Consider the following 15,940-nt stretch of genomic DNA (forward strand, 5'->3'; position numbering starts at 1 on the left):
CGGATAATACGGTTGAAAGATGTGCTTTCTTAAATATGAACGCTACAATCTATCAGAAAAGCAAAGAAATAGTTAAATCCAGAGTAGCTTCATGATGGCTAATTTAACACCTACAGCGACATTTGACTTTGTTACCGTGCTATCCCAAGCTGCGGTTACGTATCGACAACCACAATGCATACGCCCTAGTGCTGAAATATTAATAAAGGCGTTGCTACAAGCAGAAAAAACTGCCAAGCAGCAACGGTTGACTTATCCGTTTGAGTTTCTTCTCGGTAAATGGCAACTTTGCTTTGTCACTGGCACTAAGAAAAACAGAGGTAGCGGGGGAATTGTATTAGGCAACGGTCTCTATGTGCCCAAGTTTATAGCAGTCCATGTTTCCTTTAATGCCACTTTGAAACAGGATTCAGACAGAGGCGAAATTACTAATCAGGTTGAGTTGAACCCAGTTTCACTGAAGCTTACGGGGCTAGTGCAATATTTCGGTAAGAAAAATTTATTGGCCTTTGACTTTAACCAAATGATTATCAGTTTGTTTGGTCGTGTTATTTACAACAGAGCAATCCGTGCTGGTAAAGTTCAAACAGAAGATTTCTACAACCAACCTATAGCTAAACTACCGTTCTTTGGCTTCTTTTTAGTGACAGAAGATTTCATTGCAGCTCGCGGTCGTGGGGGAGGATTGGCATTTTGGATTCGAGATACTTAAAGACGCTTGCAGGAAATCAGGCAGTCTTGCTGGAGGCAAAAGGAAAGAGGATTTGACTTATTTGTTTGATTTGTAGCAAGTGGTGCAACCTTTTTTACAAATCAAACAAGTACTTTACATCATCTGCGCTTGATTACTTAGGGAGTGATAGAGTTCGCCTGATTTGGTCTTTTATCTTGCCTTATCAAAGAAGTATATGCTACTATTGATAATTGTGTGGTTAAGGACGTATAGCTCAGTTGGTTAGAGCGCTACGTTGACATCGTAGAGAAACGACTAACGTCATCTTGACGCTCCGTACCTTTTTCACTTCACTGATATCCTAAACTTGTCTTAACTGTCCCAGTTTTGTCCCAAGAATATCTGATGAGACAGGACAAATACTACAGTATTAAACTGTATCTATTAATACCAAGTTTCTACTATAATAATCGGCTAAGGTATCTACAAAACCAAAAGACCCAAGATTTTATCTAAGGTCTTTGAGTCTTTGGTATTATTTCAGGGTGCTTAGGTAGGCTGGATGATGTCTAGTCTGGCTCGACGGCTTGCCATAATATAGTTCTGGCATTGCCATCTGACTCTACATAATCGACTTCGTAAGTACTACCGTCTATTAAGTTGACTTCAAATACCTCTGCGTCCCTGTAATCATCATCGTCTAAGGGGCGTACCTCGGCAATCTGTTCTAGAGACTCTATGTCTACTTTGGAGCCGTCAGTTAGTATAAAAGTTACGTCTAGCGTTTTCATAAAGTTAACCTTAGCTTCTCTGGCTCTTACTATATTGTAACCTGAACTGATTAACCTTGTCCACCTTGTCTAATCCATCCCTGAATAGCTTTTGGGCTTCCTGGGGGGTTACTTCCCCCTTGGCTACTCTGCGGTTTAGTTCACCCAAAAGTACATAGGATTCTCTTCGGTATATTTCCACCCATGAGCCGGGTCTGAATGTATCAGAATGCCAGCGTCTACCTGAATCACCAAACTCAGGTAGCCTGTAGCTCCTTAACTTAAACTCTGAGGCATCTACATCAATACCCGTAGGATGATTAGCTAAATACATTTTCCGGTTACTGATGTCATGTAATCCCCCTGGCAGCACCACAAAGGATCTCCGATCCTTCTCAGTAGGGGTAATAACCCAATCCTCTATGGTTTTACCGGATTTAGTCTTCTTGGTTTCCCGGCTGAGAATAGCCTGTGTCCGTGCCTTAGCCTCATCCAAGGTTATCTTACCTGACTCGTAGTCTTTAACAATGGTATCCAGGGGTACTTTAGCCCACTGATGGATATGGTGCTGTTGCATTTTGCCATAACCTTTAGTCACCAGGGGCTTATCTACCTTGCCGTGGTATGTAGGCAGCCAGTCCGGTACAGTACTGTCTTTAGTCTCTACTTTGGTCATGTACTTAGCTAACCCGTCAGCTAGCTGTACAGGAGTCATGGCAGCAAGTCTAGGGGTTAATGACGGCATTCCATATATGCGATCGCCTATGTACTCGTGCATATTGGTGTTTCGGTTGAGAACAACCTGTTTACCATCTACCTCTACTGAGTACTCATAACCCTTAACTTTCCTAGTCTTAAACCCGCCTTGGGCTTTGGCTAGTTCTGGCTTACCATCCCAAATGGTTAATATATCCCCCTTGACGCTCAAATGGTCAGGATTAGCCGCTAAATACTTCCCAGTAGTATTAGTGGCTTGCGATCGCTGAAGTCCCTTAGCTTCCTTCCGTACCCTTAGTACCTCTTGTAATCGCCTACGCTGATCTAGGTTAAGCCCCTGGTACAACTCCAGTCTGGCCCTGTAAACCTCGGAGGCTTTTTTAGACGACTGAAGCACTCTAGACTGCTTAATAACCTCAGTCTGCGTCAGGGATTTCTTAGGTTTTCTTGGAGGTGCTTCGGGGGTTACAGTGGCTTCTGACTGTGCTTTCTTAGCCTTTAAAACTTCTAGAAGCCTTTCCTGTTGCTCAGGATTAAGACCTCGGTAAAACTTTAATCGTTTCCTTTGTTCATCTGATAAGCTTTGGTGAACCTTAAGGCGTTCTTGGTGAACCTCAGCAGCCTTTTTAGCTGACTTGAGTACCCTTGATTGCCTCCGAGCATCCCCACGGGTAGCCTTGGGTGCGTCTGGAGTTTCTGTAAATCTCCCGTGTGACCCCCTTGGGTGCTTATTGGGACTGAAGCTTTTAACTCGACCTGATTTGATAATCTTAGCCATCTAGGGAAACATTGAGTTTCCTAGAGTTAGTCAAACATTAGTTGACTTTAGGCTGTATTATCCATGTGCTTCTAGTCTCATCGGTTGGCTATTTGGTTAACCTCGAAGCCCCTAAGTGGAACCTGTCTAACCCCTGTAGCTGTTTGGGTCTTCATAGAGGGATAGGCAATCCCTGATGATTCAAACCGTGCTTTGAGGTCAGCCAGTACGCGCACCTCAGCCTTGAGTAGCTCAATGCCTTCCCTGAGTAACGCCGAGGGGGTCTTACCCGTTCTCAGCGATTCTTGCTCTAACCATTCCCAGGTAGCTTGGTCAAATCTAACTGCTGTTTGCTTGGTTTTCTTAATCTTTTCCATTGGTAATATCTCTGTCCTTTGACTTAACTAAGTCAACCAAAGTCAAACAAGGATATTTAGAGGTAATGGGTACTATTCAGCCAGCCGGATGAACCACAGAAGCCATAAGGGTATCAAGGGGTAATACAGGAGTTATGATGGAGGATTTTAAATCCGTAATATTTACTGCTTTGGAATATTAGGATTTCACTAGTGTCAAAGCCTTGCCAATAAAGGACTTCAGGCTTTTTGAGCCTAGCTTTTCACGAGTGCTATCTTTTTCCGTTGCTAAATCCTTACCAGCAACGGTTTTTGAAGGATTTAGAGACTATTTCTTCCGAAGCGAATCACAGGGATTACAAAACCGGGAAATCGGCTTTTACTACCTGAATCATTATTTTACCCGCATTGGATGCTGCATATCTAAATCCTTGCCCTGTAAGCATCCTGAAAGTTTTAGGGTCATTTAGCTGCCCCTAACTGCATTGGGACTCTAAGACAGCTAGTAGCCAATATTGCGCCCAATGCACTAGTTGTGGCTAAAAAGACCCTGAAGCCCTTATGAAATAAGGGAGAATCCCATGTTATCCCAGTTGCGCTTGCGTTTAAAACAGTAAATATTACGGATTACAAGAAGCCCTTAGCGATCGCAGGGAACTCGTAGGACTAAACGGCTTTGTTGTAGCTTTAGTATCCTTGACCTCGGTTATTTACCAGAATAGACTTAGATAGGTGATATTAGATACTAGCAAAGCTCAATGCTAAATAGCCTCATAAAGTTGATTAAGAAGAACCCTAGAGAAGCGGTTGCTGTGTTAGTAATATTGTTAGTTCTGTATTCAGGGTTACATCAATCCCCACAGTCACAGGAACAAGCCCAAATACAAACCTCAGCAGGTGATCCAACAGATGATGTGGATGATGAACCATTTGATAAGGCTGAATGTAAGGTTTACTATGCTGGTATGTTGTTAGGCGCTAATGTGTTCTGGTTCAAGAATGGAACCAGTGGAACATACGTAATGTTTACAGATAGTGATCAGTTGGTAGAGAAACATCAAAACAGGGGTATAAGCATTTGGCTACCTAAATCGGATTTCCTAAATGTCATAGGTAATGACCTAATGCAGCAGATGGAACCAGAGGCGAAGGAAGTATTTGCTAGGAGGCTAGACAGCGCTAGCTATGCGGCTATAGTTGATGACAGCTTGACTACCAGAGCAATAGGTGCTGCTAATGATTGTGTAAGGTAGTGCTGATTTGAAAACTTAGACCCCCTGCGGTAATCCTTAGATTGTCAGAGGGGGTCAGGGTTGTTATGGGGTGGGTCTAGCCATCATCAAGGCTGTCGAGGTATTCAGGGTCGTCTGTTAGCTCAAAGGTGACTATAGGCGCTAAAGAGTAGTTGAATAAGTATTTATACTCACATGGGGTTATAGTGTAGAGATAGGTTTGTTCTAGGTTGCTAGTATCTTTTGAACTTTTCTTAAAAGAAAACAGAGATACTAGCAAGTTACTGCTAACCCTCTTTTTCTCCACTTCATACCCCATCAATCCCAGGATGCCATTAGCAACTACAGTAGGCTTGGTCATATCAACTTTAATGCCAAGTCTTCTGATTGCCGCCGTGCCCAAAGAGATCATAGCTGCCTCAAAATCCGCCAAATCAGACCTACTAAACTGTCCTTTTTCGATCACTGGGACTAAAGCAGCAACCAGACTATCCATTGTTTCCTTGTCTTGCTGGATGAACTTGGCATCATAGTTACTCAGTTTTCCATAGTCCTGATAATCCAGCGACCATGCGAGTTTTTTGTCCATTGTTGCAAGCCTATGAACCCTCAGAGCATTCTTGCCGACCTTACCATACCAAATGATGTCCTCAACGGTTAGGTCTTCTTTATTCATCCCCTTGGCAATAAAGAATCGATCCAAAGCTGCCTTATCTATCTTAGTAAGTGAGGTGGTGCTTAAAGCGGTCAGTCTGCTAGCTTCCTCATCATCCAGCAGGGGGGCATCTACTATAAACTGCGCTTCATTTTGCCTAATCTCTTCTTTAGCTACTACTAAATCAGCCTTAGTAATGGTTTTCTCTAATGCGCCCTTAGCCTCTTCAGTGACGATATGTCCCGCATCTGTTACCATCTGCCAGAACTTTGTACCTCGGTAGATTTTACCTTCCAGTTGTTTTTCTAAGTAGATGGCTTGAAACTTAGTAGCAGCTTCCATGTCAGGGTGGTTCTTGACCTCAATGTGGATTTCATCATCGTTTTCACAACTTAGCCCATTAATATGTGGGTATAGAATCCAGTCAGTGTTTAATGTGTTAGTTTCTAAGCTGGCTATCTTGTCCTCAACGGCTTGGATATATTCGCCTGGGGGAGTTCTGTCATTGATATAAACACAAACGTTACCCAGAGGATATCTAACCCGTCCAGTTGCTTGTAGACAATCCGCAGCGCCTAAATCCTGGGGGTTATTAAAGATTCCAACTACGTCATGGAAGTATTTGGAGTTTATATCAGTTCCAGTGCCTAATGTCGGACTGGTGACAACTACTTGGTATTTTTGCACTAAAGAGTTAATATCGCTCTGGTCGTATTGGGACTTATTAGCGGCAGTGAATAGTGCTATGTTAACTTGAGGATATCTGGCAGTCAGACGGCCATGCAAAGCCTCAGCGTCACTAGCAGAGTCTAGAGGCACATAAACTGTTTTACCTTCATCAATAGAAGCGCAAATGTGACTGTATGCGGCATTAGCATCGGGTAGTTTTACAAAGCGTTTCTGATACGGTTTATGCTCATTTATGAATACTTGGCAGCTATCCGACTTTGTTAAGTACTTCAGTACCTCAGCTTCGGTATTGGTCACTGTGGCACTAGTGGCGATAATGCTGGTAGCCAACTGAGACAGGATTTTCAGCACATCAAAGGTTTCAGTTCTAACTTTGGCAATAGTGGTTTCAGTTGCAGTCAGAAAATAGTTAAATGCCTGGTCTACTTCATCTAGAATCAGGATTCGGGGGTTCTTCGTCCTCACCGTCCAGTTTTCCCCTCTGTATAGGAAGCGATCAAGTGAATCGTATGTGGTGATATAGCGCTTAACTGCTGCTGCGTGGGTATAACCAGCCATTGCTTCCTTGTTGTCATAGGCAATAAAACCAAACTCAGCTAAATCATGTTCCCACTGACGTACTAGTTGTACTCGGTGGCATACGACTTGAATCTGAGCATCTGGAGTAACGGTCAAGATGTCTCTGATAGTGTCTACTAGCGCTCTGGTCTTACCTGTACCGATCGCTGATTTGATAATGGTTATTTTCTCTTTTTTGTAGTCAATACCCATCTCTGAGACGTACTGGGAGTTTTTTATGATGCCAGTAGGAAATACTGATAGGAGCTTAGATTGTTTGTGCTTGTCGATAGCACCTTGGATGTAGTAGGCTAACCCGTTTGTGATGTGCTGCCCCTTGGCCTCCGCTTCATTCCATACCGAACCATCTACTTTTACTTCAGAGCCATACTGTGCCCTTGCTGCTTCAAATATCCACTCAACTAGATCCGATGTTTTCATAGTACCCGTAGCCAACAACGGCCCCATCATCAACCCTAGTTTAAACATGGTGTCTGAGGCTGTTCCTTCTCCTCTTGATGATGCCTTGAGTTTCTTGATCATCTGAGCCTTTTTAGCGGCTACCTGGCGGCTACTCTTTGGTGGAGGGGCTATCATCCCTCTCAACTCATCTACTAACTTATCTAATGACTCCAATGAACCATTGACATTTACAGACGTATGCTTTGATACTTTTGATTTCTTGATGGAGTCAGGGGCAGGTGTAGAAAAGTCAGACAATACGTAGCGGCGATCGGTGTGTAACTCTAACAACTGAACCATGAATGGCGAACTAGGGTTCTTCATGTGGTAGAAGTCAGGTAGTCTCAAGACTCTGGGTAGATCCTTAACCACTAGATCACCCCCGGTCATCCCAGCCAACATAGACTGATAAGGGGTAAACAACTTGATGTCCTGACCCGGTTGTAATAACCAGTAGATGTGCTTACCGTTCTTAGACTGGACTACCGCGCTTGCTGGCGGTAGCTTATCTAGGTTTTGTGGCTCTACTCCGTCCAAATCTATAAATAGGGCATTAATGCCAACAATATTACCTGCTGTTCTACCTAGACCATCAGTTTGGTTAACTGTATAGTAAACACCAGCGCCCTTACTGTTCAGTGCGGCTATGCGATTCATGGTTGATCTGTTTACCGAGCTGTGCCAGTTACCAACTAGGGACTTATTACCACTTTTTGAGTCATCAAAAGTCTGAAAACAGATGTCATTGTCCCCATGTACAGCATTTAGAAACCTGATTACATCCTTGTATTGATCAAGGCTTGACTGAGTATCGATAAGTGCGCTACTATTTGAGTAGTTCATGTTTCTGGTTCCTTGTGATATTTGAACTGGTTATTTGAATCTTTGGGCACTTAACCCTGTTGTCTGTACTTTGAATATCGAACTTTAGGGCAACTAGCTGTGAACTGGTTGCCCTATTTGGTTTCTACGGGTTGTACTGGGAACCCTAAAGCCACTAACCTGATATATTCAGACTGCGAGTACCCAGCGATAGCCGCAAGCTGTTTAATCCTTACTACTTCCTGTTCAGTAGCACGGAAGTTAACCTTTGCTGTCCTAGTCATTTCTGTAATCCCCGTTGACCTTACTACTAATAAAAATGTCAGGTCTGGATATCAACGGTGCAATAAGGGTTCTAGCCTCTGCGTATTCCTGAGTTACCCTATGAAACCTTAATAAAACCTAAAGATAATGAAACTTCCTTATGAGTCAAAGGGGGCTGGCTTGGCTCTCCGGCATAAACGAGAGTACCTTAAGAGGACTATTAAGGTACATAGAAGCGGTGCGCGATAAAGTAGGTAAAAATCCCCTAAAATCCTTACCATGTAAGGTTTTCTCCTGCGCGGTGGTTGGTGTGAATGGAGCCAAAATCATTAATGCTAAGGCAGCAGCAAGGATCATAAGATACTAAGCTTATGAACACAAATCAGCCAACGATATAGCCAAGTTCGCCTATGACTCCTTTGCAGAGATAGGCGCGGCTAGTTGGGTTAACTTAGAAAGTCCCCAAAGGATATCCGGCGTGTTCGGCTAAGATTTTTACCTTGTTCTGTAGCTGATAAACCTGATCCTGAAGCTCTCTGATATCGTTCTGGGCTTGTTCTTGGTCTTCTAATGACATTCCTGAACTTCTCCTAAGTATATTAAGTATTAACTGATGCTTACTGATACCCCTTTCCTCTAACTGTGCCTTAAGCTGTGAATCTAGGTCGTCAGGCAATCTCAGGGTCATGTTAGCCATCGTGATGTATGTCTTATTTCTTAGCTGATAATGTATTAATGATACCATAGTTGGTATCCTAGTGTCATTAGCAACTGGCACATTTAGGCATAAACTGGCACATAACGGTTAACCCTTTTACAATCCTTCTGGTACTCTAAGCTGACCTAAAATACCTGAGTCAGCCCTAGGCATCCCAGGATAACTAGTAACGAATATGGCGGTCTTAAGTAATAGTGTTATCATAGTGACTACCAATACTTAAACTATTTATGATAACCAAGATCATCTCAGGGCTGCTAGGGGTGTCCATAGTACTGTCCAGTTCCTCTGTGCTAGCCAGAAATATCCTAATGGGAGTAACTAAGGATGGGGCTAAACTGTACGCTTTAACCAACTACCCACCTAACTCTGAGGATGGTGGTATGAAGGGCTGGACATCCTTCACTTATGCCATAGAGGATGCCAAGGGCTACAGAAAAGTAGAAGCCTACACAGCTTTCTGTAATGGTGGTGAGCTTCTGTCTAAGCCAGTTAAGGGTACTAATGACCCTTTGAAAGTTCCAGGCTGGCACGTAAAGACATCTGGGGGATCTGTAAGTGTGATAGCAGACAGCCAAGCCAGCCATGACCTACTTAAATCAGTCTGCTATTTGGTATACAACCAGCACAGGTAAACCAGTTACCAAAGACTCCTCAGAATGTTCTGAGGGTTCAGTTATTAGTCCTCAGTTGTAACCTTTAGTCCTTGTGTGCATTCAGAAAGTCTGCTTTGGCTGATAAAGTACCGGACTTGGGCGGACATAGAGAGTCCATTGTGGTTAGCTAAGTTCTGTAGTTGGTGGTGAAGTTCATCATTTAGGGTAATAAGTAATCTTTTGGTTTTCATAGCTGCGATCGCCTTATGCGTTTACTTTGGTACGCCCGGTCTGACCGAGGCTATTAGTCCATCTGATGATCCAGTAACCTGCTTGATCATATTCTTTTCCTCTGAGTTTCCACCCGCGATAGTAACTACCTTCCGAGTACTCCAGTAACTCAGGGTCATCTAGTTCTGGTTTGAAGGATTGATCATATATGGCATCCTCGAAGCCTTGTTTATAAATCAAGAACTGGATTTCATTCTCAAAGTCTAAGGGGTCATGCAAGGGATAATCGCGGATACCATCATATTCGTGTTGACCCAAGGTATACAACTGGATGATTTGGGTTAACCGAGGGTCAAGGCTGTTAGTATCTGGTTCTGTAGGGTTAGAAGGCGAAGCCTGGGTCTTAGATTTGGTCATTGTTTTGTATATCACAGTAATATACAAAGTTAGTCAAGTTGATAAACCGTCGCCCTTATAAGTCCTGAGCATAAGGTGATCACTCAGGACTTATGGCCACCGTGGGTGGCTAGATGGTGTAAATGTACATAACGTAGATTTTTCTTGCGTTCTTTCTTCTTGGGGTCAGATCCCACCAATCATAGTTTTTAGTTTCGCGGTAAAAATCATCAACCGTATTAAGCGTTCCGTCCCATTCCCAGCCAGCCTTTTCCATAGCTTCTAGGATTCTGTCGAGGACTTTCTCAACTACGGGGATATGGGTCGTACAAGTAGCTGTGGTGGATACTGAAGGGCCTTGTAATACTAGATTAGACATGATATTATCTTCCTAAGATCAAAAAGTTTACTTTTGAATACCGGGGATAGGTGCGAACTATTTCCGGTATTTGCTTTTACTACTCAGACGGGAGTTTGTTCAATAATCTCATAACCATGTATTGATTAAGAGATATTAGCTGACCGATTTGTTGGCAGTACTCAAAATGTTCTTTTTTAAGCGTTTCATAATCTTCATCTGAGAACCTAACCGATATCGACTTACCCATAACCCCTCGCTTTTCATATATCCAATATATCTGATGGATACACTAGATGCATTAGGAAATATAAGAATATTTTTGTATATTTAGTTACTAAAGAAAACCAGTTAAATACCATATATACAGGACAGGTAATCAGAAATCGGCACTAAAAACGCTAGAATCCTTGTCAAGTAAGGTTTACACGGCACTTTCGGTAGACAAAAACCCCTGAAAAGGGAGTTTAAGTAGTCTTTTGGTATCCATAGAAAATCCCCCAGGAATCTTGGGGTATTAAGCCAATATTTGATGGTTATATTTTAACTTTTGCTTCTTAATGCCTAGAATCAGGTTAACTGTTATATCTCTGGTAGAACCGTGAAGCGACTGACACCTGCATAATGCTCATTAATAACCCTTGGGCTATTCCCAACTATCCTAGCTACCTCAGCAGCAGTTAGGCCAGCTTCAAGCATTCTAGTAATAGCTGTATGTCTAGTATTACAGACTGGACGATAGCGCTCTACTAGCCCCTGTTCAATCAACTGGGTGATCTTAGGTCGCCAGTGATACAGTAGAAAGTTGTGATTATTTATGACACAGCCTTGAAGACTAGGGAATACCTGATCCGTTGGGCTGCCTCTGGTCAACCCCTGAAGTAACTGGGATAACTGAGGGTTACATGGAATCTGCCTAGCCTGCTTATTTTTGGTAGGTTTCCTTAATCGCAACTCTAAATAATATGTAGTATTTATTACTACATAACTATAATCTAGTGCTACTTGTTTCCACTGTAGGGCGATCGCTTCACCAGTCCGGCAACCAGTGAGGAACAGGAACCACACAAAAGATTCATAGTGATTATCCTGAAACGATTGGAGTATGGCTAGCATCTCAAAGGTGGTAAAGGGGTCTATTTGATAACTCTTTTTACTTTTTATACCCGTAGCTAAACCTTTAAACGAGTTAGTGTCTATTAGTCCTCGGTCTACTGCCCAATCCAAAGCCGCGCTAACGTGAATGATAAACTGCTTAGTTCCATTAGAGGATTTATTGTTTAGTAACCATATTTTAATATTCTTGGCATCTTCGGGGTATTGGTAGGGTAATGATTCTATTAATCTTGCCCAGGTGTTATAGGATTTATTCAGAGTGGAAATAGCTAGATCGGATTTTTTACATTCAGTGAATAGCTGCCAGATTTCCTTAAGGGTTAACCAAGGTTTTTTTACCTTAGTCACTTTATACTTACTTAAACTAAACCTACCGTTAGCTATATCATCCTCAATATCCCAGGCTAACCTCTGAACTTGTTTAAGGTTATTGGGGTCATCAACAGCCAGCCCAGTGGATATATAGCGACCAGATCCGTCAGCGATTGTTCTGGGTAATCGGAGTCTGTAGTGACCCTTGTATTTCTCAATGCCGACTGTGCCAGGTTTAGCCCTTTTCATGGTAGCCACCTGATAACTAAGCAGGCTTTTTGAGCCTACCTGAGAAGCAACGAATATATTAGAGATCCTAAGATATTTTTTTACCCAATAGGAATATTAGGCAGGGCTGGGCGGTTAACCATGTGTCCGTAAGTTTCTATTACCATACGGCTATTCTTATGACCTAAAAGGTACGCTACACCTGTTACAGGGATGCCTTGTTCGATCGCATGGCTGCCCATTGTATGTCTAGTGGTATAGGGTTTCCTATACGGTATCTGGCAGTGTTTTAGTACTACCTTCCAATGCCGTGATCGGAAGTTATCAGCATCAATAATGCAACCTTCGGGGGTTTTAAAAACCAAACTGTCTGGGTCTACTTTTTGTGGTTTAAGAGAGCTAAGTAGATATTGAAGATCATCAGGCATTGATAAGTATCTTATGTTTCCTGTCTTAGTCTGTTTTCTGATTCTGGTATATCCATTACCACACAGGTCTTTAGGTAGTGACTCTTTGATGATTATTTCTCCCTTTGAAAAATCCAAATGACACCAGCGTAGCCCTATTGCTTCTGATGTGCGTACCCCTGTAGCCAGTAAGAATCTTACAAAAGGACTGTAAGCCGGGTACAAATCATCGAAACCTTGTAGTATCTTAGTGATCTCTATAGCACTAAAGGGCTTAATCTCTTTAGGCGCGGCTTTCCGTAGTTTAAGGTTCTCGTATGGGTTAGTCTCTATCAGTCCTTTAGCTAATCCCCACTTACAACAAGACCTAACAAAGCTCAGGCGATCCTTATAAGTCCTGGGTGATAACTCAGACTTAGTTAACCAATCAATATCAGTTAATCCGGGGTTAGCCTTGGCGATCATTGTGCGTACCCAGCGATAATGATTGGCCTTAGTTGCCTCTGGTAGCTCCAAAGTAGCCACCCAAAGATCCCATAACTCCAGTAGCTTATTTGGTTTACGGGTTTCTTTGGTGTTCTTAGGCGCTAACCTGTAGCGGTCTAGGGTCAAGTCAAAATGTCCCGCTAGAATATCATTCTGTATCTTGGTTGCGATCGCCTGAGAAGTGGCCATATCCCTTTTATCGCCATATTGCCCACCGGGTATAGGGTTGAAAGTGTACCTTTTACCGCCAAACGAAAACTTAAGCTGTATGGAGCCACTATGATTTATTGGTTTAATATTTCGCATTGTCCCAAATACGTCTCAGATGGTATACTTGGGACAGTCCAAAAGTGGTTAAGGACGTATAGCTCAGTTGGTTAGAGCGCTACGTTGACATCGTAGAGGTCACTGGTTCAAATCCAGTTACGTCCATTTGTTGTTGTACAGTGACTAATTATTTGTCTGTGACTTTACCCATAACTTTGCCGCAACGGCAAGCTTATGCTTCCAATAAATAACGGCAAGGTTATGGTTCCAATTTTCCAGGTGTAGAGAAAGAAGCCAACTTACTCTGCCCTTTTAAGTTTAATAGCTTTACACTCCAATTTTACGTCGTGTTTCATTTAAAGCAGCACGAACCTGTTTGTAACGGAGATATCCAGGATGAGTCATTATTTCAGACACACAAGCTTCTGAGGGGTATTCTCCTTGATTATGCAATTTAAGTACAATCTGCTTAACTTCTCTACAAGACTGCTGTATCTTTTCTGTGTGACATGCTTTACCATAACTACGGTATTTGGCAGAAATAGCACTGCATAAATCTGGAAAGTGCCTAAAAATTGTCCGCCTATTATATCCTAGATTTGTAGCTACTTCTTCCATTGTCAGTGGTGGCTGGTTGTCGATTGCAAGGATTGCTAGCAAAGCATCTTGTACTTGATTAGCCTCGAAAAGTTTTGGAGATGCTCTTAGTGTGGGCGATCGCCGAATGGTTTTGTGTGAGATTTTCGTAAAAGATTTAGCAGCAAGTTGTTCTGGTTTTAGTAAATCTAGCAGAGATACTTCTAAGCGATAACAAATTTTGAGAAGTATATCAAGCACTGGTAAAGCTTTACCCGTCTGCCACATCCATAAAGTATTCTTCGGTATTCCCATCAAACGGGCAAACTCAGCTATATTGCCATTAGTCACTGCATTTATGACTAGACTCAAAGATTTGGCAATTTCTTCTTTTGCTGGTGGAGAGTTAAAAGATAGGGTGGAAGAAATTAATTCTCCAATAACCTCTACTATCCAAGTTTGCGAATGTAATTCTTCTTTAGATAAAGTTGAGCAATCCATAAGTTCTGAGGAGGACTTGACAGGAAGATTCATACCTAGCCAGCCACCACACATGGAACAGTAACCAGGTCGCGATCGCCAACTTAGTAGTGGCAACTCCTGCTGACAGTGAGGACATTGCAAACATAGATATATTTTGTGTAAAGGACATACTTTTACTGAATTTATAGTCCAAAGTAGTGGTTTATAAATTACTTGTTTAGCTAAACGCCATTCTTCGTAACATACAGTACACCAAGCGCTTTGGGTACGAAACAAATTGCGCGTGGGAATAATTTCAGACCAAAATAGCAGGGTCAGCAAGTGCAAATCTTCTATAAGCGTTAGCTTCTGAAGTGCTTGTACTAAATCTATTACTATATTTCCTGTACCATTTATAGCTGTAGCACGGTCGAAAAGAGAACGTAAATCTCTACTAGATCGGGATTTCAAAAATATTTGTTTTAGCAGTGGTGTAATTGTTCGTGAAATTAATACATCTGGAGTTACACAATGAGCCTCTGCTAATCTTTCTATGTATCCTGTAAGGCTTTCCACCATTGGTGTTCTAATGCCAACAGGCTCTAATTGATACAACCGACTACGAGATGGAATAGAAAGCTTTTTTAAATCCCAACATTCGTATGTTACTAATCGATTAGCTAACATCTTGTTGCACTCCAATAGGATCTCTTTTGGGATTGCGTTTGCCAACTTTTCCTGGTGGACGAGTGTTTTTTGGAGCTTCTTCTGGCTGTGCAATTGTCTTTGCTCCAAGTCCTAGAGCAGAGCGTAAGTTTTGTACGTCTGTTTCCGTTTCAGATAATTGTCGTTCGCCCTCTTGAATTTCCTTGAACATTCTCTGACACTGAGCAACCGACCAAGCACGTTTTTGTAAGTCTTTGAGAGTGACTGTTGTTGCCTCTCGATCCAGAGCATCTTTGAGAGCGCGTGTTAGCCAATTTTTCAGTATGCCAACACATCCTAAAGTACGTTCGTAAAAATATTCCCAATGACTGACTAAATCTGGAGCTTCTGCAAGTGGCATCTGCTGTTGAAAAGTCAACAATACACTTTTAAAAGCCTGTACATCTTCTGGATTGTCAGCACAATAACGACGGAAATGAATATCGACACTACGACGTGAGAGTTGACCGCTCAAATTACGGAATGTCAGTAATTCGTAAGTTCCTAATAGACAATGTAAGATACCTGTCATATTTGCCACAGATTTGAGGCAGTCTAATTGATCTTGTAGCTTATACCCGCTTGCCATCTTACCAAAATGTTGTGCTTCATCTACAAAAAATACGTCTGGATGACGGTGGATGAGAGCATTTTCTAAAGCTCTGCGTAAAGCCGGTGCAACTACTTTTGACTCAATATTAATTTTGCAAAAATTATCACGAGAGATACCACGCACACCGTAATCAAACTTGTGATCGATTAAGGGTTCCTCTAAGGCAATTAAGGCGCGTGTGTAGTAATCTTTCCAGTTGAAGTTTCAAGGGTTCTGGGGCTACAGCTTCAACACCAACAACAGGAACACAACTGCGATCGCTTTCCAGTTTAGGTAATGCTAGTTCTGTTAATTTCTGCTCAACGCGGAGCCGCAAAGTTGTTTTACCGACACCGCTAGCACCGTAAACAAAGATAAATGAAGCTCCTGCTGGTTCAGCAATCGTTCGCATGAGAATTTCATAGACTTCTTTAAGTCGAGGATGCGCTACGGTGTAATTTTCAAAGTAAGCAAGCCTTTCTGTAGCAGGCCGTGTGAGGAGTTCAAGAGGAAATCCAGTAGATTTTGTCATAG

The 15,940-nt window shown here is 42.3% G+C and carries 16 protein-coding genes and 1 tRNA gene; 4 read left to right on the top strand and 13 right to left on the bottom strand.

What is annotated here, in order from left to right; all coding sequences use genetic code 11:
• The first annotated feature begins 91 nt into the window (after nt 1-91).
• Nucleotides 92-712: a hypothetical protein gene (locus tag V7K60_RS23475; RefSeq protein ID WP_334928827.1), complete on the top strand. Its 621-nt coding sequence runs from the start codon at nt 92-94 to the stop codon at nt 710-712.
• A gap of 530 nt (nt 713-1,242) precedes the next feature.
• Here the strand turns inward: V7K60_RS23475 and V7K60_RS23480 are convergent.
• The 3 genes from V7K60_RS23480 to V7K60_RS23490 all read right to left on the bottom strand — a co-directional run bounded on the left by V7K60_RS23480 (nt 1,243) and on the right by V7K60_RS23490 (nt 3,294).
• A complete protein-coding gene (locus tag V7K60_RS23480) occupies nt 1,243-1,464 on the bottom strand; it encodes a hypothetical protein (RefSeq protein WP_334928829.1) in 222 nt (73 codons plus the stop codon).
• Nucleotides 1,465-1,474: 10 nt separating this feature from the next.
• Complete coding sequence (locus V7K60_RS23485; protein WP_334928831.1) at nt 1,475-2,938, bottom strand: hypothetical protein; 1,464 nt, start codon at nt 2,936-2,938, stop codon at nt 1,475-1,477.
• A gap of 77 nt (nt 2,939-3,015) precedes the next feature.
• Nucleotides 3,016-3,294 (bottom strand): hypothetical protein, encoded by a 279-nt coding sequence (locus V7K60_RS23490; protein ID WP_334928833.1) that lies wholly within the window; start codon nt 3,292-3,294, stop codon nt 3,016-3,018.
• Between the two features lie 737 nt (nt 3,295-4,031).
• On the opposite strand from V7K60_RS23490, the gene V7K60_RS23495 reads away from it, so the two are divergent.
• The gene (locus V7K60_RS23495) at nt 4,032-4,526 is read left to right on the top strand and encodes a hypothetical protein (RefSeq protein WP_334928835.1); all 495 of its coding nucleotides are present in this window, start codon (nt 4,032-4,034) and stop codon (nt 4,524-4,526) included.
• 76 nt (nt 4,527-4,602) lie between these two features.
• Here the strand turns inward: V7K60_RS23495 and V7K60_RS23500 are convergent, their stop codons facing one another.
• The 3 genes from V7K60_RS23500 to V7K60_RS23510 form a co-directional block, all read right to left on the bottom strand.
• The gene (locus V7K60_RS23500) at nt 4,603-7,527 is read right to left on the bottom strand and encodes a DEAD/DEAH box helicase family protein (RefSeq protein ID WP_334928837.1); all 2,925 of its coding nucleotides are present in this window, start codon (nt 7,525-7,527) and stop codon (nt 4,603-4,605) included.
• A 299-nt stretch (nt 7,528-7,826) separates the two neighbouring features.
• Nucleotides 7,827-7,976, bottom strand: a complete 150-nt coding sequence (locus V7K60_RS23505) for a plasmid mobilization protein (protein ID WP_334928839.1) — start codon at nt 7,974-7,976, stop codon at nt 7,827-7,829.
• Nucleotides 7,977-8,407: 431 nt separating this feature from the next.
• Nucleotides 8,408-8,533 (bottom strand): hypothetical protein, encoded by a 126-nt coding sequence (locus V7K60_RS23510; RefSeq protein WP_334928841.1) that lies wholly within the window; start codon nt 8,531-8,533, stop codon nt 8,408-8,410.
• Nucleotides 8,534-8,985: 452 nt separating this feature from the next.
• Between V7K60_RS23510 and V7K60_RS23515 the strand changes: the two genes are divergently transcribed.
• Nucleotides 8,986-9,309 (top strand): hypothetical protein, encoded by a 324-nt coding sequence (locus V7K60_RS23515; RefSeq protein WP_334928843.1) that lies wholly within the window; start codon nt 8,986-8,988, stop codon nt 9,307-9,309.
• A 225-nt stretch (nt 9,310-9,534) separates the two neighbouring features.
• Here V7K60_RS23515 and V7K60_RS23520 read toward each other — a convergent pair whose 3' ends face one another.
• The 4 genes from V7K60_RS23520 to V7K60_RS23535 all read right to left on the bottom strand — a co-directional run bounded on the left by V7K60_RS23520 (nt 9,535) and on the right by V7K60_RS23535 (nt 12,993).
• Nucleotides 9,535-9,918, bottom strand: a complete 384-nt coding sequence (locus V7K60_RS23520) for a hypothetical protein (protein WP_334928845.1) — start codon at nt 9,916-9,918, stop codon at nt 9,535-9,537.
• Nucleotides 9,919-10,027: 109 nt separating this feature from the next.
• Nucleotides 10,028-10,276: a hypothetical protein gene (locus tag V7K60_RS23525; protein WP_334928847.1), complete on the bottom strand. Its 249-nt coding sequence runs from the start codon at nt 10,274-10,276 to the stop codon at nt 10,028-10,030.
• A 561-nt stretch (nt 10,277-10,837) separates the two neighbouring features.
• A complete protein-coding gene (locus tag V7K60_RS23530) occupies nt 10,838-11,932 on the bottom strand; it encodes a tyrosine-type recombinase/integrase (protein ID WP_334928849.1) in 1,095 nt (364 codons plus the stop codon).
• An 80-nt stretch (nt 11,933-12,012) separates the two neighbouring features.
• Nucleotides 12,013-12,993 carry a site-specific integrase gene (locus V7K60_RS23535; RefSeq protein ID WP_334928851.1) on the bottom strand — a complete coding sequence of 327 codons (981 nt, stop codon included), beginning with the start codon at nt 12,991-12,993 and terminating at the stop codon, nt 12,013-12,015.
• Between the two features lie 169 nt (nt 12,994-13,162).
• On the opposite strand from V7K60_RS23535, the gene V7K60_RS23540 reads away from it, so the two are divergent.
• Nucleotides 13,163-13,236, top strand: a tRNA-Val gene (locus V7K60_RS23540).
• Nucleotides 13,237-13,398: 162 nt separating this feature from the next.
• On the opposite strand, the gene V7K60_RS23545 is transcribed toward V7K60_RS23540, so the two are convergent.
• The 3 genes from V7K60_RS23545 to V7K60_RS23555 are packed head-to-tail and all read right to left on the bottom strand — an operon-like array spanning nt 13,399 to nt 15,938.
• Nucleotides 13,399-14,796: a helix-turn-helix domain-containing protein gene (locus V7K60_RS23545; protein ID WP_334928853.1), complete on the bottom strand. Its 1,398-nt coding sequence runs from the start codon at nt 14,794-14,796 to the stop codon at nt 13,399-13,401.
• Nucleotides 14,786-15,550, bottom strand: a complete 765-nt coding sequence (locus V7K60_RS23550) for a hypothetical protein (RefSeq protein WP_334928855.1) — start codon at nt 15,548-15,550, stop codon at nt 14,786-14,788. Before V7K60_RS23550 ends, V7K60_RS23545 begins: the two co-directional genes overlap by 11 nt.
• A 7-nt stretch (nt 15,551-15,557) precedes the next feature.
• Nucleotides 15,558-15,938, bottom strand: a complete 381-nt coding sequence (locus tag V7K60_RS23555; protein WP_334928857.1) for a hypothetical protein — start codon at nt 15,936-15,938, stop codon at nt 15,558-15,560.
• Between the last annotated feature and the right edge of the window lie 2 nt (nt 15,939-15,940).

This window comes from Nostoc sp. (genome assembly GCF_036917555.1).
Classification (GTDB): Bacteria; Cyanobacteriota; Cyanobacteriia; order Cyanobacteriales; family Nostocaceae; genus Nostoc.

Excerpts from the sequence above, each read along its gene's own strand:
- V7K60_RS23475 (WP_334928827.1), top strand. The coding sequence starts at position 92 with ATGATGGCTAATTTAACACCTACAGCGACATTTGACTTTGTTACCGTG.
- V7K60_RS23480 (WP_334928829.1), bottom strand. The coding sequence starts at position 1,464 with ATGAAAACGCTAGACGTAACTTTTATACTAACTGACGGCTCCAAAGTA.
- V7K60_RS23485 (WP_334928831.1), bottom strand. The coding sequence starts at position 2,938 with ATGGCTAAGATTATCAAATCAGGTCGAGTTAAAAGCTTCAGTCCCAAT.
- V7K60_RS23490 (WP_334928833.1), bottom strand. The coding sequence starts at position 3,294 with ATGGAAAAGATTAAGAAAACCAAGCAAACAGCAGTTAGATTTGACCAA.
- V7K60_RS23495 (WP_334928835.1), top strand. The coding sequence starts at position 4,032 with ATGCTAAATAGCCTCATAAAGTTGATTAAGAAGAACCCTAGAGAAGCG.
- V7K60_RS23500 (WP_334928837.1), bottom strand. The coding sequence starts at position 7,527 with ATGAATCGCATAGCCGCACTGAACAGTAAGGGCGCTGGTGTTTACTAT.
- V7K60_RS23505 (WP_334928839.1), bottom strand. The coding sequence starts at position 7,976 with ATGACTAGGACAGCAAAGGTTAACTTCCGTGCTACTGAACAGGAAGTA.
- V7K60_RS23510 (WP_334928841.1), bottom strand. The coding sequence starts at position 8,533 with ATGTCATTAGAAGACCAAGAACAAGCCCAGAACGATATCAGAGAGCTT.
- V7K60_RS23515 (WP_334928843.1), top strand. The coding sequence starts at position 8,986 with ATGGGAGTAACTAAGGATGGGGCTAAACTGTACGCTTTAACCAACTAC.
- V7K60_RS23520 (WP_334928845.1), bottom strand. The coding sequence starts at position 9,918 with ATGACCAAATCTAAGACCCAGGCTTCGCCTTCTAACCCTACAGAACCA.
- V7K60_RS23525 (WP_334928847.1), bottom strand. The coding sequence starts at position 10,276 with ATGTCTAATCTAGTATTACAAGGCCCTTCAGTATCCACCACAGCTACT.
- V7K60_RS23530 (WP_334928849.1), bottom strand. The coding sequence starts at position 11,932 with ATGAAAAGGGCTAAACCTGGCACAGTCGGCATTGAGAAATACAAGGGT.
- V7K60_RS23535 (WP_334928851.1), bottom strand. The coding sequence starts at position 12,993 with ATGGCCACTTCTCAGGCGATCGCAACCAAGATACAGAATGATATTCTA.
- V7K60_RS23545 (WP_334928853.1), bottom strand. The coding sequence starts at position 14,796 with ATGTTAGCTAATCGATTAGTAACATACGAATGTTGGGATTTAAAAAAG.
- V7K60_RS23555 (WP_334928857.1), bottom strand. The coding sequence starts at position 15,938 with ATGACAAAATCTACTGGATTTCCTCTTGAACTCCTCACACGGCCTGCT.